This is a genomic window from Pseudomonas sp. SDI (assembly GCF_003105155.1).
Taxonomy (GTDB): Bacteria; Pseudomonadota; Gammaproteobacteria; order Pseudomonadales; family Pseudomonadaceae; genus Aquipseudomonas.
This window is the reverse complement of the sequence record NZ_QETK01000001.1, coordinates 149,516-172,516: the sequence shown is the minus strand read 5'-3', so window position 1 is coordinate 172,516 and position 23,001 is coordinate 149,516. Positions and strand designations below refer to the sequence as shown.

Genomic DNA, 23,001 nt, shown 5'->3' with positions numbered 1-23,001 from the left:
GCGGGCTTACCCGCTTTCGCGGCGTCCGCTCCCGCTGTTATCAAGAGCAGAGCGAGAGTGGATGTGAGCAAACGAGCCTTTAACTTCTGCGCAGGCCCTGCTGCGCTTCCTGAAGCTGTGCTGCAACGTGCCCAGGCCGAGATGCTGGACTGGAACGGCAAAGGCCTGTCGGTCATGGAAATGAGTCACCGTAGCGACGACTACGTGGCCATTGCCGAAAAAGCCGAGCAGGACCTGCGCGACCTGTTGTCCATCCCCTCCAACTACAAGGTGCTGTTCCTCCAGGGCGGTGCCAGCCAGCAATTTGCCGAGATCCCGCTGAACCTGCTGCCTGAAGGCGGTACGGCCGACTACGTCGAAACCGGTATCTGGTCGAAGAAAGCCATCGAGGAAGCGCGTCGCTACGGCAACATCAATGTCGCTGCCAGCGCCAAGCCTTACGACTACCTGGCTATCCCGGGCCAGAACGAGTGGAAGCTGACCCCTGGTGCGGCCTATCTGCATTACGCCTCGAACGAGACTATTGGTGGTCTGCAGTTTGACTGGGTGCCGCAGGCTGGCGACGTGCCCCTGGTGGTCGATATGTCTTCCGACATCCTTTCGCGGCCGATTGACGTTTCGCAGTTCGGCATGATCTATGCTGGCGCGCAGAAGAACATCGGCCCGAGCGGCCTGGTGGTGGTCATCGTCCGTGAAGACCTGCTGGGGCACGCGCGCAGTGCTTGCCCGACCATGCTCGACTACAAGGTCGCGGCCGATAACGGCTCGATGTACAACACCCCGGCCACCTATTCCTGGTACCTCTCGGGACTGGTCTTCGAGTGGCTGAAGGAGCAGGGCGGTGTCGCCGCCATGGAGCAGCGCAACAAGGCGAAGAAAGACCGCCTGTACGGCTTCATCGACAAGAGCGACTTCTATACCAACCCGATCAGCACCAATGCCCGGTCGTGGATGAACGTGCCGTTCCGTCTGGCGGACGAGCGCCTGGACAAGCCTTTCCTGGCCGGTGCCGATGCCCGTGGCCTGCTCAACCTGAAAGGTCATCGCTCGGTGGGTGGCATGCGCGCCTCGATCTATAACGCCCTGGGCCTGGACGCTGTGGAGGCGCTGGTAGCCTACATGGCGGAATTCGAGAAGGAGCACTCCTGATATGTCGGAACAGGAACTCAAGGCGCTGCGGGTCCGTATCGACAGTCTCGACGAGAAGATTCTCGAACTGATCAGCGACCGTGCTCGTTGCGCGCAGGAAGTGGCGCGAGTCAAGACGGCGACCCTGGCTGAAGGCGAAGCGCCGGTGTTCTATCGGCCGGAGCGCGAGGCGCAGGTGCTCAAGCGGGTCATGGAGCGCAACCAGGGGCCGTTGGGTAATGAAGAGATGGCGCGGCTGTTCCGCGAAATCATGTCCTCGTGCCTGGCCCTTGAACAGCCGCTGAAAATCGCTTACCTGGGCCCGGAAGGTACTTTCACCCAGGCCGCGGCCATGAAGCACTTCGGTCACGCGGTGATCAGCAAGCCGATGGCGGCGATCGACGAAGTGTTCCGTGAAGTGGCTGCCGGCGCGGTCAACTTCGGTGTAGTGCCGGTGGAAAACTCCACCGAAGGTGCGGTCAACCACACCCTCGACAGCTTCCTTGAGCACGACATGGTCATCTGTGGCGAAGTCGAGCTGCGGATTCACCACCACCTGCTGGTGGGCGAGAACACCAAGACCGACAGCATTAGCCGGATCTACTCCCATGCGCAGTCGCTGGCCCAGTGCCGCAAGTGGCTGGACGCTCATTATCCGAACGTCGAGCGTGTTGCCGTATCGAGCAATGCCGAGGCGGCCAAGCGGGTGAAGGGCGAGTGGAACTCGGCGGCGATTGCCGGTGACATGGCAGCCGGGCTGTATGGCCTGACTCGCCTGGCCGAGAAGATCGAAGACCGTCCGGACAACTCCACACGCTTCCTGATGATCGGTAATCAGGAAGTGCCGCCAACCGGCGACGACAAGACCTCGATCATCGTTTCGATGAGCAACAAGCCGGGGGCGCTGCATGAGCTGCTGGTGCCGTTCCACGAGAACGGTATTGACCTGACCCGGATCGAGACCCGTCCGTCGCGCAGCGGCAAGTGGACCTACGTGTTCTTCATCGATTTTGTCGGTCACCACCGCGATCCATTGATCAAGGCCGTGCTCGAACAGATCAGCCAGGAGGCGGTGGCCCTGAAAGTCTTGGGCTCCTACCCGAAAGCTGTGCTCTGAGGTATGGCAATGCGTGAAGTTCTGAACAGGGTCCTGCTCCGTGGTTGACGTCGTAAAACAGCAAGGCAGCCCTGTCATCGGGCGGCTGGTGGTGGTCGGCTTGGGGCTGATTGGTGGCTCGTTCGCCAAGGGGCTGCGTGAAAGCGGTCTGTGCCGGGAAGTGGTCGGCGTCGACCTGGATCCGCAGTCGCGCAAGCTGGCGGTGGAGCTGGGTGTCGTCGATCGCTGTGAAGACGACCTGGCGGCGGCGTGTGTCGGTGCCGACGTCATCCAGCTGGCGGTGCCGATCCTGGCCATGGAGAAGCTGCTGGCCAAACTGGCCCTGCTCGACCTTGGCCGGGCGGTGCTTACCGATGTCGGTAGCGCCAAGGGTAATGTGGTTCGTGCCGCGCGCGCGGCGATGGCGAGCAATCTGCCGCGTTTCGTGCCTGGCCACCCAATTGCAGGCTCCGAGCAGAGCGGGGTAGAAGCGTCCAACGCGGCTCTGTTCCGCCGGCATAAGGTCATTTTGACGCCGCTGGCGGAAACCGATCCGGCAGCGCTGGCATTGGTCGATCGCCTGTGGCGTGCGCTGGACGCCGATGTCGAGCACATGCAGGTCGAGCGCCACGATGAAGTCCTGGCGGCCACTAGCCATCTGCCGCACCTGCTGGCCTTCGGCCTGGTCGATTCCCTGGCCAAGCGCAATGAAAACCTCGATATCTTCCGTTACGCTGCCGGTGGGTTCCGCGATTTCACGAGAATCGCCGGAAGCGACCCGGTTATGTGGCATGACATCTTCCTCGCCAACCGCGAGGCGGTCTTGCGCACACTGGATACATTTCGCAGCGACCTCGACGCCTTGCGCGACGCGGTCGATGCAGGGGATGGGCACCAACTGCTGGGTGTATTCACCCGCGCCCGGGTTGCCCGCGAGCATTTCAGTAAAATCCTGGCCCGTCGGGCCTATGTGGACGCTATGAACTCCAACGACCTGATTTTCCTGGCACAACCTGGTGGTCGCCTGTCCGGGCGTATTCGCGTCCCAGGCGACAAATCGATTTCCCACCGCTCGATCATGCTCGGCTCGCTGGCCGAAGGCACCACCGAGGTGGAAGGCTTCCTTGAGGGTGAAGACGCCCTGGCGACCCTGCAGGCGTTCCGCGACATGGGTGTGGTCATCGAAGGTCCGCACCATGGTCGTGTGACCATCCATGGTGTTGGCCTGAATGGCCTGAAGCCGCCACCGGGGCCGATTTACCTGGGTAACTCCGGTACGTCGATGCGCCTGCTCTCCGGCCTGCTGGCTGCGCAGCCATTCGACACCGTGCTGACTGGCGATGCGTCGCTGTCCAAGCGGCCGATGAACCGTGTCGCCAACCCGCTGCGGGAAATGGGCGCGGTCATCGAGACCGCCGCCGAAGGACGTCCGCCGATGACCATTCGTGGTGGCCATACGCTCAAGGCGTTGACCTACACGCTGCCGATGGCCAGTGCCCAGGTCAAATCCTGCCTGCTGCTGGCGGGGCTGTATGCCGAAGGCACTACCACCGTTACCGAGCCAGCGCCGACCCGCGACCATACCGAGCGTATGCTGCGTGGTTTCGGCTATGACGTCACCGTCAAGGGGCCGACCGCTTCGCTGCGCTCGGGTGGCAAGCTCAGTGCGACTCATATCGAAGTGCCGGCGGACATTTCCTCGGCCGCGTTCTTCCTGGTAGCGGCGTCGATTGCCGAAGGCTCCGAGCTGCTGCTTGAGCACGTCGGGATCAATCCGACCCGTACCGGTGTGATCGATATCCTGCGCCTGATGGGCGGCGACATCACCCTGGAGAACCAGCGTGAAGTCGGCGGTGAGCCGGTGGCCGACCTGCGTGTGCGCGGAGCCAAACTCAAGGGGATCGAGATCCCTGAAGAGCTGGTCCCGCTGGCGATCGACGAATTCCCGGTGCTGTTCGTCGCTGCGGCCTGCGCCGAAGGGCGTACAGTGCTGCGCGGTGCCGAAGAGCTGCGGGTGAAAGAGTCCGACCGGATCCAGGTCATGGCCGATGGTCTATTGAGCCTGGGTGTGAAGTGTGAGCCGACTCCGGATGGCATCATCATCGAGGGCGGTAGCATGGGGGGGGGCGAAGTTCACGGTCACGGCGATCACCGTATTGCGATGGCCTTCAGTGTGGCTTCTCTGCGCGCTACTGCGCCGATCCGTATCCATGATTGCGCCAACGTCGCGACGTCGTTCCCGAACTTCCTGTCGCTGTGTGCTGAAGTCGGTATTCGCGTTGCTGAAGAGGGTAAGTCGTGAACGTGAAAGCGCCGGTTATCACCATTGACGGTCCCAGCGGTTCCGGTAAAGGAACTGTCGCTGGCTTGTTGGCGCGCGAGCTGGACTGGAAACTACTGGATTCCGGTGCGCTGTACCGTCTGCTGGCGTTCGCTGCCGGCAATCATGGTGTCGACCTGACCAACGAGGAGTTGCTCAAGCAACTGGCGGCGCATCTTGATGTGCAGTTCATTGCTGCCGAGCCGGGCAAATTGCAGCAGATCATCCTTGAAGGTGAGGATGTCAGTCATGTGATTCGTACCGAGACCGTCGGCGCTGGCGCCTCGATGGTGGCTTCGCTGCCGGCCGTACGTGAAGCACTACTGCAGCGCCAGCGCGCCTTCCAGGAAAGCCCGGGGCTGATCGCCGATGGCCGTGACATGGGCACCGTGGTGTTTCCGGATGCACCGCTGAAGATTTTCCTGACGGCCAGTGCCGAGGAGCGGGCCCGTCGTCGTTACTTGCAGTTGAAGGCAAAGGGCGATGATGTTAGTCTGTCGAGTCTGCTAGATGAGATACGTGCGCGTGATGAGCGCGACACCCAGCGCGCAGTGGCCCCGCTTAAGCCGGCGGCCGATGCAATTCAGCTGGATTCCACGGAGTTGTCCATCGAGCAGGTGTTGCAACGCATCAGAGACGAGATCGTACAACGCGATATCGCATGATGATCAGGAAAGCAGGCAGGGGCACCAGTCAACGTCCTGCCGGCTTTCCTTTATATGAACGAAACCCACATTGTCTGGAATGTGGCTGATGGGCGTCTGTTTCGCCCTAATTGACAGGAATTAAAATGAGCGAAAGCTTTGCAGAACTCTTTGAAGAAAGCCTGAAAACCCTCAACCTTCAACCAGGTGCGATCATCACCGGTATCGTTGTTGATATCGATGGTGACTGGGTTACTGTCCACGCTGGTCTGAAGTCCGAGGGCGTCATCCCGCTCGAGCAGTTCTACAACGAAGCTGGCGAGCTGACCATCAAGGTCGGTGACGAAGTTCACGTTGCGCTGGACGCGGTCGAAGACGGCTTTGGCGAAACCAAGCTGTCCCGTGAAAAAGCCAAGCGCGCCGAGTGCTGGATTGTTCTGGAAGCAGCTTTCGCCGCTGAAGAAGTGGTCAAGGGCGTTATCAACGGTAAAGTTAAAGGCGGCTTCACTGTCGACGTTAACGGTATCCGTGCGTTCCTGCCGGGCTCCCTGGTTGATGTCCGCCCAGTGCGCGACACCACCCACCTCGAAGGCAAAGAGCTGGAATTCAAGGTCATCAAGCTGGACCAGAAGCGCAACAACGTTGTCGTTTCCCGTCGCAGCGTCCTGGAAGCCGAAAACAGCGCCGAGCGCGAAGCTCTGCTGGAATCGCTGCAGGAAGGCCAGCAAGTCAAAGGTATCGTCAAGAACCTCACCGACTACGGCGCATTCGTTGATCTGGGCGGCGTTGATGGCCTGCTGCACATCACCGACATGGCCTGGAAACGTATCAAGCACCCATCGGAAATCGTCAACGTTGGCGACGAGATCGATGTCAAGGTTCTGAAGTACGATCGTGAGCGTAACCGCGTTTCGCTGGGCCTGAAGCAACTGGGCGAAGACCCATGGGTTGCTATCAAGGCACGTTACCCAGAAAGCACCCGCGTCATGGCGCGCGTCACCAACCTGACCGACTACGGCTGCTTCGCAGAGCTGGAAGAAGGCGTGGAAGGTCTGGTACACGTTTCCGAAATGGACTGGACCAACAAAAACATCCACCCTTCGAAAGTCGTACAAGTCGGCGACGAAGTGGAAGTTATGGTTCTGGACATCGACGAAGAACGTCGTCGTATCTCCCTCGGCATCAAGCAGTGCAAGTCCAACCCATGGGAAGACTTCTCTGGCCAGTTCAACAAGGGCGATAAAATCTCCGGCACCATCAAGTCGATCACCGATTTCGGTATCTTCATTGGTCTGGACGGTGGCATCGACGGTCTGGTTCACCTGTCCGACATCTCCTGGAACGAAGTGGGCGAAGAAGCCGTACGTCGCTTCAAGAAGGGCGACGAGCTGGACACCGTGATCCTGTCGGTTGATCCAGAGCGCGAGCGCATCTCCTTGGGCATCAAACAGCTGGAAGACGATCCGTTCTCCAACTACGTTGCTGTCAACGACAAAGGCGCTATCGTCAAAGGTACCGTTAAAGAAGTTGACGCCAAGGGCGCTATCATCACCCTGGCCGACGACATCGAAGCCACTCTGAAAGCTTCCGAAATCAGTCGTGACCGCGTTGAAGACGCGCGTAACGTTCTGAAGGAAGGCGAAGAGATCGAAGCTAAGATCATCAGCGTTGACCGTAAGAGCCGCGTAATCAACCTCTCCATCAAGTCGAAAGACGATGCTGAAGAGCGTGAAGCTATCCAGAGCCTGAAATCGGCTCCAGAAGCTGCTGCTGCCGATACCACCATGGCTGCACTGCTGCGCGAAGCAATGGCCAAACAGAACTAAGTTCTGCTTGATCATGAAAAAGGGCGACTTCGGTCGCCCTTTTTTGTGTCTGCGTTTTTCAGGGGTGGCTACTGCGGGCCCCGGCTTTGACGGGGTGGCCCTTCCTGGATGGGGGGTTGCTCGTCTGTGGCGTTTCTTGAATTTTTGACCAAGTCAATAACCGTACTGTTCAAATCCCGTAGGGCATGCTAAAAACAATGGAAGCAATGATCTAGCTGCTTGATAAAGAAGGGAAAAGTATGACGAAGTCGGAGCTGATCGAACGAATTGTCACCCATCAGGGGCTGCTTTCATCCAAGGATGTCGAGCTGGCCATCAAGACCATGCTTGAACAGATGTCCCAGTGCCTGGCCACCGGAGATCGCATTGAGATCCGCGGCTTTGGCAGCTTCTCGCTGCACTACCGTGCGCCTCGCGTAGGGCGTAATCCCAAGACCGGGCAATCCGTAAGTCTGGATGGTAAGTTTGTTCCTCATTTCAAGCCGGGCAAGGAATTGCGCGATCGGGTGAATGAGGATGAGCACGATCACGTATAACCAAGGATTTGATCATGGGCAATCTTAAGCGCGCGCTGCTGGTGCTTTGTGTTTTGGCTATTGCGGCTGTGATTCTGTTCTTTGTGCTGGAGAACCAGCAGTCGGTTGCTCTGGTGTTGTTCGGCTGGTCGTCGCCCGCCATTCCGCTTGCTGTAATTGTGATGCTGGCTTTGCTTTTAGGTCTGGCGGTGGGGCCCATCCTGGGTGGCTTTATCGCTATTCGTGCCGGCAGGCGCTTGCGCAGGTCTGCTGTGCGAGCTGTCTGAGCTGGCTGTTCGGAAATAGCCTACAGCTGCTGATGCTTTTTCGTAGCTCGATGTATTTGATTTTGTGGGGTAATGGCGCCTCGGAAATCAAGCATGGAGCGCGGATTCGCATGGACTATCCCTCTATAAGCCATCATGGCGCCATTCGGGGCGTTGGTGGCTCCTGCCATCAGTTGCATCTCTCTTCTGTCAGAAGTTTGTTGGTGGATTGCGGCCTTGATCATGATGCCGGTCGCCGGGCCGCCTGCGAGGGTACGCCGGATTTCCGCGATCCTGGTATCGCTGCACTGCTCGTTACACATGTTCACCTTGATCATGTCGGGCGTATTCCAGAGTTGTTTGCAGCGGGCTTCCAGGGGCCAATCATTTGCAGTGAGCCGTCAGCGCACTTGTTGCCGCTGGTTCTGGAGGATGCCTTTAAGTTGGGCTTCAGCTGTGATCCTGAGCGGGTTGAGCAATATTTACGCAGGGTTCGGCGGGCAATTGTCGCGTTGCCTTTTGATCGGTGGCATGACTTGTCGGTGGCGGGGGCTGCGTGCCGAGTTCGTTTTCGGCGTGCCGGTCACTTGCTGGGTTCTGCATACATTGAGTGCGATGTCGGTTATTCGGCAGGGGGTCGTGGTACCCGTTTCGTGTTCTCTGGAGATATTGGTGCGAGCGACAATCCCGTGCTCATCGCGCCGCACTCACCCCGATATGCCGATGTGTTGGTTCTGGAAAGCACCTACGGCAATCGCCTGCATGAAGAGCGCTCTACTCGTCGGCAGTGTCTCGAGCAGGCAATTGAGCGTGCCTTGGCCGATAGGGGCACGGTATTGATACCTGCTTTCAGTGTGGGGCGGACGCAGGAGCTGCTCTTCGAGATTGAAGAGATCCTGTATCGAAAGTCCCTCATACAGCATTCGTCTGAGCAGTTGGGCACCCCATCGTTATTGTGCGCCCCTGTTGATTGGGCGCAACTGCCGATCATTCTTGATTCTCCTTTGGCTGTGCGCTTGACCGCTGCCTATCGTCAGCTCAGCGAGTTCTGGAGCGGTGCTGCGCGTCAGCGCCTTGCCGAAGGGCGCAGGCCGTTGGGGTTTCGGCAACTGATTGCGGTTGATAGTGCTGCGCAGCATCGTCAGGTGGTGAATTATCTGGCGAGTACGGGGCGGCCGGCTATTGTGATTGCGGGCAATGGTATGTGTTCGGGAGGGCGGATCGTCAGTTATCTGAAGTCGATGCTTGGCGATAGGCGTCACGAAGTCATCTTTACTGGTTATCAGGCGAAAGGCACGCCGGGCGCGGTAATCCAGGCAAGTGAAGGGGCGGAAGGGTTTGTGATGATCGACCTCGATTCGGCGATGTACGAGATTCGTGCCAAGGTCATGACACTGGGCGGCTTCTCTGCCCATGCCGATCAGGCGGGGCTGGTTGAGTTTGTTTTGGGGATGGAGCGCGCGCCGCAAAAGGTTGTGCTTGTACATGGTGAGGCGGCAGCGAAGCGGGCGCTGGCTGAACAGTTGAGGCTGCGGTTCCAGGCACGCGGCTGGCAGGTTTCGGTCGAGGTGCCTGATGCGGTGGGTGGATGAGTGGCTGGCGGTTTATGGAACTCTGTTCGATCTCCGGGATTCTATAGGGCTGTTTTCAGTGCCTAGCTCCCCGGGTGGGGGCGAGTAGGCTTGGGATGGGCTGGGATGAACTTAAAGATCACAGCTAAGCTGGGTGGTTAGGGCATCTGCTGTTGTCTTGGCGTTTTTGTTGTCGTTCTCAATTCTCATTGTCGCTTTCAGTGGAGTGGCAGCTAACAATCAGAACCGCCGGGCCTGAGGGGAAATAGAATAGATGAGCAATAATCGTGAGCGTGAAAGTGCAGGTCACGAAAATGAGTTGATTGAACTGATTCGGATGCTTTGGGGGGGGAAGTGGGTTATTGCTTCGGTTGCTGCGTTGGTGTTGATAGCGGCAATTTTTTATGCATTTTCGGTGACGCCGCTTTATGAAGCCAAGATGTTCGTTGAGCCGCCTGCTCAGAACGACATTGCGCCACTCAATTTTGGTCGCGGGGCTGATACGGAGTTGCCTTTATTGTCCACTGAGGACGTCTACGATGTTTATGCTCGCAGTTTGCTATCAGAGTCGTTGCGGCGAAAATTTTTCCAGACTGTTTATCTCCCTGGTCTCGACGAGGCGCAGCGCAGGCAGGGGCAGGATGGGCTGTATAGCCAGTTCAACCAGTTGCTGTTAGTTGCCCGAGTAAACAAGGACGTGCCTACCCGTTATTCCATCAAGGTCCAATTGGCTGACCCTCGGGAGGCGGTGCAGTGGGTGGTGCAATATGCGGAGATGGTGAGTGCACAAGCCAAGGTTGAGGTGCTCAACGGTGCGAAGAGCGACGCTGCGGTCAAGGCCGCTAATCTGGAGCGGCAAATCGCCATGGCGCGAAATACTGCTGAAAAGGTGCGCGAGGATCGGGAGGCTCGATTGAGTGAAGCCTTGGCTGTAGCGAAGTCGATTGGGCTGGAAAAGCCTCCACTGATTTCTGGCAGCCTTGCTGCCGAAATTTCCGCCGGGGTTGCTGGTGCGTTGAGTTACATGCGCGGTAGCCAGGCTCTCCAGGCGGAAATCGATAACTTGCAAAGTCGTGCTTCCGATGATCCCTTTATCGAAGGATTGCGTCAGCTGGAAGAGGATTTTGCCTTTTATCGGGGTCTGAGTATCGATCCCTCGGTTGTTGCCGTCTATCGCCAGGATGGTGCTGTCGAGTTGCCTGATAGACCCGTCCGGCCAAACAAGTTGTTGATCGTTCTCATGGGAGGGTTATTGGGGGTGGTGATGGGTATTCTTGTTGTTTTAGTGCGGTCGTTGCTGCGCGGCATCTCTGTGAGACGCAATCATTAGTATCAGGAGCGTTGCAGCGGCTGTCTTGGTGTGTGAGCCAGGTCGCTTGTTCGCTGCCGTTGTGTCGCGGTGATTTTTGGGTAGGGTGCGGTATTTTGCGGTGCGGGGTGTAGCCTTGTAATTGGTCTGGATCTTGGTAGACTCGCGGCTTTTGCTCTGATGTCGGCTGAGAGGAGGCTTTCGCTCCGCTCATTTGGCGGCTTCCGGTTTATGGTGTGCGGACTTGCCCAGGATTGGAGCTGAGCTATCTACCAAGGCAGGTGAATGTGAGTAGTGCTACTGGCTTTCCGGTAATTCCGCGTGTGGAGTTCGATTTGTTTGCCATTTTCCAGATGCTATGGCGACGAAGACTTTTCATCTGTGCAGTGGCGAGCTGCACGGGCTTGCTTGCTGCGCTCTACGTGTCCTTTATCGCTACGCCGGTATACCAGGTGACCAGTGTTCTCCGCCCTGTCGCGCTGAATGACATGGACTCCCTGAACCGTTCCGCGCTCTATGATCTTTCTCCGAATGCTGCGGTGCTCAAAATTGGCGCGGCGTTGGAGTCCTACAGTATCCGCTTGAACTACTTCCGTGAAAACGAGGAGCTCTTCAGGTCGTACCTGCGCGCTGGTATGACCGTGGAGCAGGCGTTCGAAGAGTTCAATCGCAGCTCCCTCAAGATTACCTTGCCGGCCCCTGACACCGATCCGGTGGCGGCGCGAGTCTCCGTCGATATGTCTTACCCGCAGGGGGTGGATGGTGTGGCGATTCTCAATGGCTTTGTTTCCTATGCGATTGCCGCTCAGCGCAACATTGTCCAGTCTGATTTCGACGTGATCTTGCGCAACCGTATGGCTGAGGTGTCCACCTTGATCGATGCGCAGCGGGCAGTCTACGAGGCAGACAAACAAGGGCAGATTGCCAAGTTGCTGGAGCAGGACAACCTCAAGCGATCTCTTTTGCAGGATGAGCTCAAGGCCCTTCGTCAGCAGTTGAAGACACAGCGACTGAATCGCATCAGCGAGTTGTCCGAGGCGATTGCAATTGCCCACTCGCTGGGTATCAAACGGCCCACTACCCCTTCTCTGCTGGGCGAGGCAGGTCAGGGGGGGGCTGGCAGCGTCATGCGGACAGAAGTCAGTAACCAGACCATACCGTTGTATTTCATGGGGAGCGATGCGCTGGAGGCCGAGCGTGCGGTTCTGCAGAAGCGTGGGTCCGACGACTTCTCCAGTGGGCGTATCGCCGAAATTCACAAGGAGCTGCAGATGCTCCAGTCCAATCGACAGGCAGAAGCGTTAAGGCAGCGTCAGAACGAGGACCTCTTCCTGTTGGGGGTTGAGCCGATGCAGAAAGAGATGGTCCGCCTGAAGAGCCTGAATACCGATATGCAGCAGTTGAAACTGGTGGTTATCGACCGTCCTGCCTTGCAGCCGCTTGCGCCGATCAAGCCGATGAAAGTGCTGGTCGTGGTGTTGGGCGTGCTTTTGGGGGCGGTGCTGGCTGCGGGTGCTGTCATTTTGATGCGTTATATACAGTTGCGCCGCGGTACAGTGGCTGGTGCCTGAGTCCGGCAGAAAGGGCTGATGCCGAGGTCGCAGTGTCGGCCAGCCCTTTTGTCTTTCTGTCTTGTGTCTGGCGCCGGGGTGGTGCAGTCATCTCAAAAAATGTAGATTGAGGCATGTCGACTGCTATCAGTGCCGGATGTTTATAGTCAGGTGTATAGCGAAATATAGTGATTTTAATGAGTAGGGTTTAGTCGTCTGCTCGTGTGACGGGATTAAGGTGGTGTGATGAAAAAGGTATTGGTAACAGGTGCAGATGGTTTTATCGGTTCGCACTTGACCGAGCTGTTGGTTCGTGAGGGTTATGAGGTAAAGGCGCTTTCTCAATATAATTCGTTCAATTATTGGGGATGGCTTGAAGACGTTGCTTGTCTTAAAGACATTGAAGTTCTGAATGGCGATGTTCGCGACCCACATTACTGCAAGCATATTACCAAGGGTGTCGATACCGTTTTTCATCTGGCTGCACTGATCGCCATTCCTTATTCCTATGTTGCGCCCGATAGCTATGTCGATACCAACGTAAAGGGTACGCTGAACATTTGCCAGGCGGCCATGGATAATGGTGTTCAACGTGTCATTCATACATCGACCAGCGAAGTCTACGGTACTGCCCAGTACGTACCAATCGATGAAAAGCACCCACTGCAGCCCCAATCACCCTACAGTGCGTCGAAAATGGGCGCTGACGCCATGGCGATGAGCTTCTTCAATGCCTTCGACCTGCCTTTGACCATTGCTCGGCCCTTCAATACCTATGGCCCGCGTCAATCTGCACGTGCGGTGATCCCGACCATCATTACCCAGATTGCCAACGGCAAGAAACAAATCAAGTTGGGCGATGTTTCGCCTACGCGTGACTTCAACTACGTCGCCGACACCTGCCGTGGCTTCCTGGAGCTTGCGCGGTGCGACAAGGCGATTGGTGAAACCGTGAATATTGGCTCCAACTACGAAATTTCCGTTGGCGATACGCTCGAATTGATTCGAGAGTTGATGGGGAGCGATGTCGAGTTCCTGATGGACGACCAGCGCCTGCGTCCAGAAAAATCGGAAGTGTTCCGTCTCTGGTGTGACAATACCAAGATTCATGGCCTGACTGGCTTTGAACCACAGTATTCCATTCGGCAAGGTTTGCAGGAAACAATCGATTGGTTCTCTCGTGCGGAAAACCTGGCCAAATACAAAGCCGACCTCTACAACGTCTGAGTGCTTGCCATGTTCGATGCGCTAATCGGTTTCATCCGCGAACAATACCGTACAAATGATTTCATTCCGCTGCACGCACCGGTGTTTCAGGGGAATGAAAAAAAGTATGTACTTGAAACGGTCGATTCGACCTTTGTTTCCAGTGTGGGCGCTTTCGTCGATCGCTTCGAGAATGACATGGCGGCCTACACGGGGTCTCCGCGTGCGGTAGCTACGGTCAACGGTACGGCAGCACTGCATGTATCATTGCTGCTGGCAGGCGTAAAACCCGGTGACCTGGTTCTGACTCAGCCGCTGACGTTTGTTGCTACCTGCAACGCCATTGCTTACTGCGGTGCCGAACCGGTCTTTATCGACGTTGATCGGCACACCCTGGGCTTGTCTCCCACGGCGCTTGAAGCATGGTTGGAGGAAAGTGCCTACCTCGATCCGGAGGGGGTCTGCCGTACTAAGGCAGGCGGGCAAGTGTTGCGGGCGTGCCTGCCGATGCATACCTTCGGCCACCCGGTGGAGCTCGATGAACTGGTCCGGGTTTGTGCACGCTGGAACCTGGCGTTGGTCGAAGATGCGGCAGAGTCTCTGGGCAGCCTCTACAAGGGGCGCCATACCGGCACATTCGGGTGTGTCGGTACACTGAGTTTCAATGGCAACAAGATCATCACCACCGGCGGTGGGGGCATGATTCTGGCTGGCGAAGCACTGGGTGTTCGTGCCAAACACATCACTACGACTGCCAAGAAGGCTCACCCCTACGAGTATGTGCACGACGAAGTTGGATACAACTATCGTTTGCCCAATCTCAATGCCGCACTCGGTTGCGCGCAGTTGGAAAGCCTTGAAGCCTTCATCGCATCCAAGCGCGCCCTGGCCGCGAGCTATGAGGCGTTTTTCCAGGGACGTTCGGCTCAATTCGTTCTGGAGCCCGAGGGGTGCCGCTCCAACTACTGGTTGAATGCCATCATTTGTGAAGACCTGGAACAGCGCGACGCACTGCTTCTGGCAAGTAACGCGTCAGGCGTAATGACGCGACCGATCTGGCGCTTGATGACACACCTGCCGACCTTTGCCGACAGTCTGCGCGGTGATTTGAGCAACGCGTTGTGGCTGGAGGAGCGGGTGGTCAATTTGCCAAGCAGCGTTCTCCCGGAGCCGTCGATTTGAAGCGCAAAGTCTGCGTTTTTACCGGTACACGCGCCGAGTACGGTTTGCTTTACTGGTTGATGAAGGACATTCAGTCCAGTCCTCGGCTTGATCTGCAGATCATTGTCAGCGGTATGCACCTGTCGCCCGAGTTTGGTGCAACGTGGAAGACCATCGAAAGCGATGGTTTTGCCATTGATGCCAAGGTCGAGATGCTGCTTTCGTCCGATACCGACGTGGGTGTTGTCAAGTCCATAGGGCTGGGAGTGCTTGGCTTCGCTGATGCCCTCGATCGGCTGCGCCCTGATGTGCTGGTGGTGCTGGGCGATCGCTTCGAGGCATTGGCGATTGTCCAGGCAGCGCTGGTGATGAAGATACCCGTAGCGCACCTGCACGGAGGCGAAATCACCGAAGGCGCGTATGACGATGCGATTCGTCACGCCATTACCAAGATGTCCTATCTGCATTTCGTGGCAGCAGAGCCCTACCGTCAGCGTGTGATTCAGATGGGTGAGTCTGCCGAGCGGGTATTCAACGTCGGTGCGGTTGGCCTGGATCATCTGTTGCGCAGCCAGCGGATGACGCGGGATGAACTGTCCGCGAGTCTCGAGTTTGAGCTCGATTCTCCTTTCCTGCTGGTTACCTATCATCCGGTGACACTGGCTGAAGAGGATCCGGTGCAGAGCTTCCAGGCGCTGTTATCCGCACTTGACTGCTTTCCGGAGCACAAGGTCATCGTTACTTATCCGAATGCCGATAATGGCGGTCGCGCAATAATTCCACTGCTCGAAGAGTATGCTCGGCAAGCGCCGACGCGAATCAAGGCGATTCCGTCGTTGGGCTTCAAGCGCTATCTGAGCACGGTTGCATTGGCCGATGCGGTGGTAGGGAACTCCTCGAGCGGCATTATCGAAGTTCCAGCGTTCGGCATTCCTACCGTCAATATCGGTGCCCGCCAGGATGGGCGCTTGGCTGCAGACTCGGTTTTGAACTGCAAGCCCGAGCCCGCGGCGATTGAGGCGGCATTGCGGCAGGCGCTGTCCGGCGAATTCGCTGCGCTGTGCAAGCAGGCGAGCAATCCATACGGGGCGGGGGATGCGGCGCGGAGTATTGTGGGGGTTCTCGAGCGCTTCGACATCAGTCACAGCAAGTCATTTCACGATTTGAGTTGAGCCATGAAATCATCCAATGCAAACGCGGTATACATCATAGCCGAGGCCGGTGTTAACCATAACGGTGAGCGTGACCTTGCCTTTGCTCTGGTCGATGCAGCGGCCGCTGCAGGTGCCGACGCTGTTAAGTTCCAGACTTTCGACGCTGCCCGGCTTGCGTCCAAGGCGGCTCCCAAGGCCAGCTACCAGAAACAGAGCACGGATGCGTCGGAAAGCCAATTGGCAATGCTGAAAAAGCTGGAGCTGCCTCGCGACTGGCACTACGAGTTGCAAGCGTATGCGCGGAGCAAGGGAATCGAGTTTCTTTCGACAGCGTTCGATACAGGCAGTCTGGCGTTTCTCTGCGAGATGAACCTACCGTTCTTCAAGGTTCCCTCGGGGGAGCTCACGAACGGGCCATTGCTCTGGCAGTTTGCCCACACGGGCAAGCCTCTTGTGCTCTCCACCGGGATGGCAACCATGAGCGAGGTCGAGCAGGGGCTTGCGATCGTCGCCCATGCACTGTCCTCGTCGACCGAGCCGGCCGATATGGATGAAGTCTGGAAGTCTTGGGGCAACCCGGACAATCGCCAGCGTCTGCAAGGGCACGTTACCTTGCTGCACTGCACCTCTCAGTACCCGACACCGCCTCATGAAGTCAATCTGCGTGCGATGGACACGCTGAAGGCGTTCGGCTTGGCGGTGGGTTATTCCGACCATACCGAAGGTTGCCTGATTCCTGCGGCCGCCGTGGCTCGTGGCGCAACGGTCATAGAAAAACACTTCACCCTGGATCGCTCGATGCCCGGGCCGGACCACAAGGCCTCGCTTGAGCCGGAAGAGCTTTCGTTGATGGTGGCGCAGATCCGCGCTCTGGAACTGGCACTGGGAGATCCCTGCAAGGCACCTCAGGCAAGTGAGTGGGACACACGAAAAGCTGCGCGCCAACAAGTGGTTGCGGCACGCGAAATCGCCGCTAATTCGGTGATTGTCCGGGATGACCTGACCACTGCGCGCAGTGGTTCTGGTTTACCGCCTACTGCCCTGTGGGAACTGGTCGGCAGTACCAGTCGCCGTGCGTTTGCAACTGGCGAGATTATCGAAAAATGAATGCGGCTCCGACGCAATCGTTGCCATTGGTCCTGCTGGGCGCTGGCGGTCATGCGAAAGTGTTACTTTCGCTCGTCAGGGCGTGTGGCCACGAGCTTCTCGGTGTCTGCGACCCTGGCCTGGTCAAGCAGGGTGTTGGCCACTGGAGAGGTCTTCAGGTGCTCGGTGGCGACGAGGCGTTGGAGCAGTTTGATCGCGATAGCGTGGGCTTGATCAATGGCATCGGGCAGGTGGTCGGGAGCACGTTGCGTCGCCTGATCTTTGAACAGGCCAAAGCCAAGGGTTTTCACTTTCCCGTGCTGGTGCACCCGACTGCCTGGATCGACGAGTCGGTCGTCCTGGGCGAGGGGGCTCAAGTGATGGCGGGCGCTATTTTGCAACCCGATGTGATGGTTGGATGCAATACGGTCGTCAACACCCGGGCAAGCCTGGATCACGACTGCTGTTTGGCTGCGCATGTCCATGTCGCCCCTGCGGCAACGCTGTGCGGTGGTGTTCACGTTTCGATCGGTGCGTTTGTTGGAAGCGGATCCACCGTAATACAAGGAATTGCCATTGGAGAGGACGCAGTGGTCGGTGCTGGGACGGTGGTCGTGCGTGATGTGCCCGCCCAGGGTGTTTTGATTGGTCCGCCGGCGCGTCTAAGACCCGTGTCGGGCGCGTAAATATAGAGAAGGTACGCAATGAAGCAGTGGGAACAAACGCTCGTCGACCCTGAGTGCTCTATGGAAGAAGCCATTGCGACACTCGATCGGGTCGCGGTGCGAATCGTCATGGTCGTTGATCAGCAGCGTCGGCTGCTGGGAACTTTGACGGACGGTGATATTCGACGTGCGTTGTTGAAGCAGCGGCCTTTGAGTACGCCTGCCAGGGAAGTTATGTGCCCTACGCCCAGAACTGCCGAGCCGAACTGGAGCAAGGAACGGATCCTGACGGTAATGGAAAAGTACCAATTGCTGCAGTTGCCAGTGGTTGATACTGAGGGCACGGTGATTGGCCTTGAAACCCTGCACGACCTCCTGAACAAGCCGCGGCGCAACAACCCGGTGTTTCTGATGGCGGGTGGCTTTGGTACGCGTTTGCGTCCGCTGACCCACAACTGCCCCAAGCCGCTCCTGAAGGTCGGCGAGAAACCAATTCTCGAGTTGATTCTGGAGCGTTTCATCAGTTCAGGCTTCCACCGCTTCTTTATCTCCACGCATTACATGCCCGAGATGATTCGTGAGCACTTCGGCGACGGCAGTCGCTGGGGGGTGAGCATCCAATACATTCATGAGGAATTGCCGCTGGGTACCGGCGGTGCGCTCGGCCTGTTGCCGCATGATGAAATCGACCTGCCGTTATTCATGATGAACGGCGATCTGTTGACCACGCTGGATTTCGAGAACCTGCTCGATTTTCACCAGGAGCACGCTGCGGCCGCGACCATGTGCGTCCGGGAGTATGAGTACTGCGTTCCCTATGGGGTCATCCAGAGCGATGGGCATCGGATCCAGTCGATGGTCGAAAAACCGATTCAACGCTTCTTCATCAATGCAGGTATCTACTTGCTCTCGCCGGCGTTGGTAAAGAGCGTTGCTGCGGGTACCCGAGTCGATATGCCGACATTGCTTGAGCATGAAATCTCCGCGGGCCGCGACGTTAATATGTTCCCGGTGCATGAGTACTGGTTGGATATTGGCCGGATGGAAGATTTTCAGCGTGCTCAGCAAGAGTTCGGCAGCCTATGACCGAACTCAATACTTATCTGGTTATTGGCAGTGGCAGTATTGCAAAGCGCCATATCGCAAACCTGAAACAGCTCTTCGGCCCTGCCCGGGTCGGTTGTGTTTCTGCGTCGGGTAGAGCGTTGCTCGCCGAAGAAGTGGGTGAAGATACCCAGCGTTTTGCTTCGTTGCAGGATGCCCTGCAAGTCAGACCGTGTTTTGTGATCGTGGCGTCGCCCGCGCCCTGGCATATCGAGCATGCAGCCGTGCTGCTGCAGCAGCGTATTCCGGTGCTTATCGAGAAACCTGTCGCCGATAGTCTCGAACGTTTGAGTGGTGTGCATGATCTGTTAATGGAGCATGCATCGATCATCGATGTTGCCTATAACCTTCGCTACATGACGTCGGCCACGGCATTCAAGGCCCTGCTCGATGAGCGTTGCGTGGGGGACGTGCGCGGTGTCAGTGTCGATGTCGGGCAGTACCTTCCGGATTGGCGGCCGGCCAGTGATTATCGAAATAACGTTTCAGCGCGCCAGGCGTTGGGTGGGGGAGTGCTCCTGGAACTCAGCCATGAGCTGGATTACCTGGGCTGGCTGTTCGGCGAATTCGACACCGTCTACTGTGCAGCACGCAATTCGGGTGCGCTGGAAATCGACGTAGAAGATACCGTGGATGCTGTGCTGGTGCGTAAGGATGGTCTGGTTGCCAATGTGCACATGGACTTTCTGCAGCGCGCGCCTGTGCGCACCTGCAAAGTGATCGGCCAACTTGGCACCCTGGTCTGGGACATCTTGAATAACCGCATTGTCCTGCACACCGGTAAAGACCAGCAGCGGGTCCTTTTCGACGACCCTTCCTATGATCGCAACAATATGTACCTGGATCAGTTACGTCACTTTGCCCAGGTAGCACAGGGGGTAGTGCGACCGGCGGTGGGCATTGTCGACGCCTTGAGGACGTTGCAACTCATCGAGGCCATGAGGCGTTCGGCGGTAGTCGGCCAGGTGATTAGTATTGGAGGTATTCAAGCGTGAGCGTTTTCGCCTTTATCTTTGCTCGTGGCAACTCCAAGGGATTGCCTGGCAAGAACATCAAGCCCCTCGGTGATCTGCCCCTGATTGCACATTCGATTCTGGTTGCGCAGCAGGTTGAAGGCATCGACAAGATCTTCGTATCGACCGATTCGCCAGCCATTGCCGAAGTGGCGCGAGCTTACTCGGCGCAGGTCATCGTCCGGCCGGATGAGCTGGCCACCGATACGGCTGCCGAGTGGTTGGCCTGGCGGCATGCCATCAACTACCTGCAGGAGCGGGGTGAGTCGTTCGACACCTTTATCAGCCTCCCGGCTACCAGTCCGTTGAGAAACAGTGAAGATGTGCGCAATTGTCTGGCCAGTCTTGATCAAGAGACGGACGTTGTCGTCACCGTTACCCCCGCCGCACGCAGTCCATATTTCAACATGGTCGTCCGGGACGAGGCGGGTAACAGTCAGTTGGTGTGCGCTGGCGATTCCGTGCATCGCCGTCAGGATGCCCCAGCGGTATTCGACATGACCACCGTGGCCTATGTAACGCGTCCAGCCTTCGTGCTGAGCCATGAGCGGATATTCGCCGGTCGCGTCAAATCGGTAGTGGTGCCGCGGGAAAGGGCTGTCGATATTGACGATATCTATGATTTCAAAATGGCCGAAATGTTGTACGCCGATAGAGAGAAAACGCATGTTGAAGGATAAGCGCATTCTGGTTGCAGGGGCTGGCGGGTTGCTGGGCAGTACCCTGAGTGCGGCGTTGCTCGGGGAAGGTGCCCATGTCATTGCCGCAGATATCGATGAGTCGCTGATGAACGAGCGGCTGCGGCAGCAAGGCATCGAGCAGGACAATCCGTTGTTGACTCGTGTTTCCCTCGATCTGAACGACGTGGCAGCGGTCGATTCATTCTTCGGGGCGCTGGGAGAGCTCGATGGGGCAGTGAACTGCACCTACCCGAGAAACAAGCGCTACGGTGCCAAGCTTTTTGATGTGACCTTGGCCGACTTCAACGAGAACGTTTCCCTGCACCTGGGGTCGTCGTTCCTGTTTATGCAGCAGTGCGCGAAGTACTTCCAGCGGGTTCAGCGGCCGTTTTCTCTGGTCAATATTTCCTCGATTTATGGGGTCGTTGCCCCAAAATTTGAAGTGTATGCCGATACGCCGATGACCATGCCAGTGGAGTACGCTGCAATCAAGTCGGCGCTGATCCACCTCAGCAAATACCTGAGCAGCTACGTTGCCAACAGCCAGTTCCGCTCCAACTGCGTAAGTCCGGGCGGGATTTTCGATCATCAGCCAGAGCGTTTCCTTGAACGCTACAAGGAAAATACCTTGGGTAAAGGCATGCTCGATATCAAAGATGTTATCGGCTCCATTGTCTTCCTGCTGTCTGATCATGCCCAATATGTGAATGGTCAAAACATCGTTGTTGATGATGGCTTCAGCCTGTAATCCCTGCCTGGATAAAGTGATTCTTTATGTTCAATATTCTTCTCGTGGGTGCCGGGCAGCTCGGCAGTCGTCATCTTCAGGCCCTCGCGCTTGCAGATTTTGCTGATATCGCCATTCAGGTTGTCGATCCGTTCGAGGCTTCGCTGGAGCGGGCAAAAGAGCGCTGGGCGCAGGTTGAAAAGTCTTCGTCCATTCGCGCTATCGATTTCTTTACCGATATGAGCCAGGTAAAGAATGTGGTCGACTTTTGTATCGTTGCTACCAATGCCGATTGCCGTTTGCAGTTGCTGGTGGACATGCTCGCGCAACTGACGGTGAAAAACCTGCTGCTGGAGAAGGTCCTGTTCCAGTCGGAAGCGCAACTGGATGCTGCACAGCAACTGTTCTCACGTGCTGGATGTCATGTCTGGGTCAACTGCCCTCGGCGAATGTTCCCGGCTTATGCGCTATTGCGTGAACGTCTGCATGCGCAGCAGCAACTTGCCTTGCGGGTGCAGGGTGAGCAGTGGGGGCTGGCGTGCAACGCCATTCACTTCATCGACCTCTGGGCTTTCCTCTGTGGTAGTAAGACCTTCCAGCCAGATGTTTCCGGCCTGGACCAGGCGGTCATCGAAAGCAAGCGCGCAGGGTACAAGGAAATCACGGGCACCCTGGCAGGGCATGCACAGGGCTGCGAGTTCGCACTGACTTCTCACGCCAGCATGTCGCAAGTGCCTCTGCTGCTGGAAATCGAGACTGAAAGGTACCGGGTCTCAATCAATGAGGCGGCTGGCCAATGTGAACTACAGGATAAGGAAAGCGGTGCGCTCGAGTCCCTGCCATTCTCGGTTCTGTATCAAAGTCAGTTGTCTCACCGAGTTGCCGAGTCGATCTATCGTCACGGCACTTGCGAGTTGACCACCTTTGAAGAGTCGGCTGCCCTGCATGCGCCCTTCCTGCGAGCGCTGCTTGCATTCTTCAATGAGCACGATGGCGGCGCTTACACGCGCTGCCCGATTACCTGAGTGACTTGATCATGATTCTATTAGTCGGTGCCGGCCCAATGGCCGTTCAATATGCCAACGTACTCAACGGCATGGGCAGGCCTTTCCAGGTCGTTGGGCGTAGCGCGCAATCGGCTGCAGCCTTCCATGCAGCTGTCGGTGTGCAGCCTACGCAGGGCGGGATTGAGGCTTATTTTGAAGGGGAGCACCCTGCGATACAGTTTGCAATCGTTGCGGTTAGTGTCGAGCAATTGGAACATACCAGCACTTATCTGCTGGAGAAGGGCGTCAAGCACCTGCTGATCGAAAAGCCTGGCGGCCTCACGTTGGAGTCTATTGAGCGTCTGAAGCAGCGCGCGGATGCGGCGGGTGCATCCATCTACATCGCTTACAATCGTCGGTTCCTGTCTTCCGTGCTCAAGGCGCGTGAGTTGATCGAGGAAGATGGTGGCGTGACCAGCTTCGCTTTCGAGATCACTGAGTGGTCGGACACGATCAGGGCTATCCCAAAAGCGGATGGGGTGAAGGAGAACTGGTTCTTCGCCAATACCACGCATGTGACCGATCTTGCCTTTTACCTGGGTGGGCGTCCACGCCAGCTGAGTACCTTTACGTCCGGTACGCTGGATTGGCATAACCGGGCGGCGCGTTTCACGGGAGCCGGCGAAACCCACGAGGGTGCCCTGTTCTCTTACTCGGGCGACTGGGAAGCGCCGGGCCGCTGGGTTGTGGAGGTGCTTACCCGTAAGCGCCGGTTCATCTTCAAACCGCTGGAAAAACTCCAGGTGCAGGTGCTGAACAGTGTTGCCGTTGCGCCGGTTGAGGTCGACGCCACACTGGACAGTGAGTACAAGCCTGGGCTGTACCTGCAAGTGGAGCACTTCCTTACGGGTAACCAGGCGGGCCTTTGCCCGCTGGCCGAGCATCTCGAGAACAGCCGTCTGTATGCGCGTATTGCCGGCTATGCGTGATCTTG

21 protein-coding genes are annotated in these 23,001 nt (G+C 57.3%); all 21 read left to right on the top strand.

Annotation, left to right across the window (positions count from 1 at the left end; genetic code table 11):
* Positions 1-63: 63 nt before the first annotated feature.
* The 21 genes from serC (at position 64) to DCO48_RS00780 (ending at position 22,996) form a co-directional block, all read left to right on the top strand.
* Entirely contained in the window at positions 64-1,149 is a 1,086-nt protein-coding gene (gene serC, locus DCO48_RS00880; protein WP_116548859.1) for a 3-phosphoserine/phosphohydroxythreonine transaminase, read from the top strand.
* Position 1,150: 1 nt separating this feature from the next.
* A complete protein-coding gene (pheA, locus tag DCO48_RS00875; protein ID WP_116548744.1) occupies positions 1,151-2,245 on the top strand; it encodes a prephenate dehydratase in 1,095 nt (364 codons plus the stop codon).
* A gap of 40 nt (positions 2,246-2,285) precedes the next feature.
* Positions 2,286-4,526 carry a bifunctional prephenate dehydrogenase/3-phosphoshikimate 1-carboxyvinyltransferase gene (locus tag DCO48_RS00870; RefSeq protein ID WP_116548743.1) on the top strand — a complete coding sequence of 747 codons (2,241 nt, stop codon included), beginning with the start codon at positions 2,286-2,288 and terminating at the stop codon, positions 4,524-4,526.
* Complete coding sequence (gene cmk / locus DCO48_RS00865) at positions 4,523-5,209, top strand: (d)CMP kinase (protein WP_116548742.1); 687 nt, start codon at positions 4,523-4,525, stop codon at positions 5,207-5,209. The genes DCO48_RS00870 and cmk overlap by 4 nt, the downstream gene beginning before the upstream one ends.
* A 125-nt stretch (positions 5,210-5,334) precedes the next feature.
* Positions 5,335-7,014, top strand: a complete 1,680-nt coding sequence (rpsA, locus tag DCO48_RS00860; protein WP_116548741.1) for a 30S ribosomal protein S1 — start codon at positions 5,335-5,337, stop codon at positions 7,012-7,014.
* Positions 7,015-7,253: 239 nt separating this feature from the next.
* Positions 7,254-7,550, top strand: a complete 297-nt coding sequence (gene ihfB, locus DCO48_RS00855; protein ID WP_116548740.1) for an integration host factor subunit beta — start codon at positions 7,254-7,256, stop codon at positions 7,548-7,550.
* Between the two features lie 14 nt (positions 7,551-7,564).
* Positions 7,565-7,816 carry a lipopolysaccharide assembly protein LapA domain-containing protein gene (locus DCO48_RS00850; protein WP_116548739.1) on the top strand — a complete coding sequence of 84 codons (252 nt, stop codon included), beginning with the start codon at positions 7,565-7,567 and terminating at the stop codon, positions 7,814-7,816.
* Between the two features lie 110 nt (positions 7,817-7,926).
* Positions 7,927-9,387 carry an MBL fold metallo-hydrolase RNA specificity domain-containing protein gene (locus tag DCO48_RS00845; protein ID WP_116548738.1) on the top strand — a complete coding sequence of 487 codons (1,461 nt, stop codon included), beginning with the start codon at positions 7,927-7,929 and terminating at the stop codon, positions 9,385-9,387.
* A 253-nt stretch (positions 9,388-9,640) separates the two neighbouring features.
* A complete protein-coding gene (locus DCO48_RS00840) occupies positions 9,641-10,696 on the top strand; it encodes an LPS O-antigen chain length determinant protein WzzB (protein ID WP_116548737.1) in 1,056 nt (351 codons plus the stop codon).
* 302 nt (positions 10,697-10,998) lie between these two features.
* Positions 10,999-12,246 carry a Wzz/FepE/Etk N-terminal domain-containing protein gene (locus DCO48_RS00835; protein WP_256583937.1) on the top strand — a complete coding sequence of 416 codons (1,248 nt, stop codon included), beginning with the start codon at positions 10,999-11,001 and terminating at the stop codon, positions 12,244-12,246.
* Between the two features lie 225 nt (positions 12,247-12,471).
* Positions 12,472-13,452 carry an NAD-dependent 4,6-dehydratase LegB gene (locus DCO48_RS00830; RefSeq protein ID WP_116548736.1) on the top strand — a complete coding sequence of 327 codons (981 nt, stop codon included), beginning with the start codon at positions 12,472-12,474 and terminating at the stop codon, positions 13,450-13,452.
* Positions 13,453-13,461: 9 nt separating this feature from the next.
* On the top strand, positions 13,462-14,613 hold the full coding sequence (locus tag DCO48_RS00825) for a LegC family aminotransferase (RefSeq protein ID WP_116548735.1): 1,152 nt from the start codon (positions 13,462-13,464) through the stop codon (positions 14,611-14,613).
* Complete coding sequence (gene neuC, locus DCO48_RS00820) at positions 14,610-15,764, top strand: UDP-N-acetylglucosamine 2-epimerase (RefSeq protein ID WP_116548734.1); 1,155 nt, start codon at positions 14,610-14,612, stop codon at positions 15,762-15,764. The genes DCO48_RS00825 and neuC overlap by 4 nt, the downstream gene beginning before the upstream one ends.
* 3 nt (positions 15,765-15,767) lie before the next feature.
* On the top strand, positions 15,768-16,853 hold the full coding sequence (neuB, locus tag DCO48_RS00815) for an N-acetylneuraminate synthase (RefSeq protein ID WP_116548733.1): 1,086 nt from the start codon (positions 15,768-15,770) through the stop codon (positions 16,851-16,853).
* Positions 16,850-17,518: a NeuD/PglB/VioB family sugar acetyltransferase gene (locus DCO48_RS00810; protein WP_116548732.1), complete on the top strand. Its 669-nt coding sequence runs from the start codon at positions 16,850-16,852 to the stop codon at positions 17,516-17,518. Before neuB ends, DCO48_RS00810 begins: the two co-directional genes overlap by 4 nt.
* Before the next feature lie 18 nt (positions 17,519-17,536).
* On the top strand, positions 17,537-18,583 hold the full coding sequence (locus DCO48_RS00805; protein WP_116548731.1) for a nucleotidyltransferase family protein: 1,047 nt from the start codon (positions 17,537-17,539) through the stop codon (positions 18,581-18,583).
* Positions 18,580-19,596: a Gfo/Idh/MocA family protein gene (locus DCO48_RS00800; RefSeq protein WP_116548730.1), complete on the top strand. Its 1,017-nt coding sequence runs from the start codon at positions 18,580-18,582 to the stop codon at positions 19,594-19,596. The genes DCO48_RS00805 and DCO48_RS00800 overlap by 4 nt, the downstream gene beginning before the upstream one ends.
* On the top strand, positions 19,593-20,294 hold the full coding sequence (locus DCO48_RS00795; protein WP_116548729.1) for a cytidylyltransferase domain-containing protein: 702 nt from the start codon (positions 19,593-19,595) through the stop codon (positions 20,292-20,294). The genes DCO48_RS00800 and DCO48_RS00795 overlap by 4 nt, the downstream gene beginning before the upstream one ends.
* A complete protein-coding gene (locus DCO48_RS00790) occupies positions 20,281-21,042 on the top strand; it encodes an oxidoreductase (protein WP_116548728.1) in 762 nt (253 codons plus the stop codon). The genes DCO48_RS00795 and DCO48_RS00790 overlap by 14 nt, the downstream gene beginning before the upstream one ends.
* Before the next feature lie 26 nt (positions 21,043-21,068).
* Entirely contained in the window at positions 21,069-22,046 is a 978-nt protein-coding gene (locus DCO48_RS00785) for a Gfo/Idh/MocA family oxidoreductase (protein ID WP_116548727.1), read from the top strand.
* Between the two features lie 11 nt (positions 22,047-22,057).
* A complete protein-coding gene (locus DCO48_RS00780) occupies positions 22,058-22,996 on the top strand; it encodes a Gfo/Idh/MocA family oxidoreductase (RefSeq protein WP_116548726.1) in 939 nt (312 codons plus the stop codon).
* Positions 22,997-23,001 lie beyond the last annotated feature (5 nt).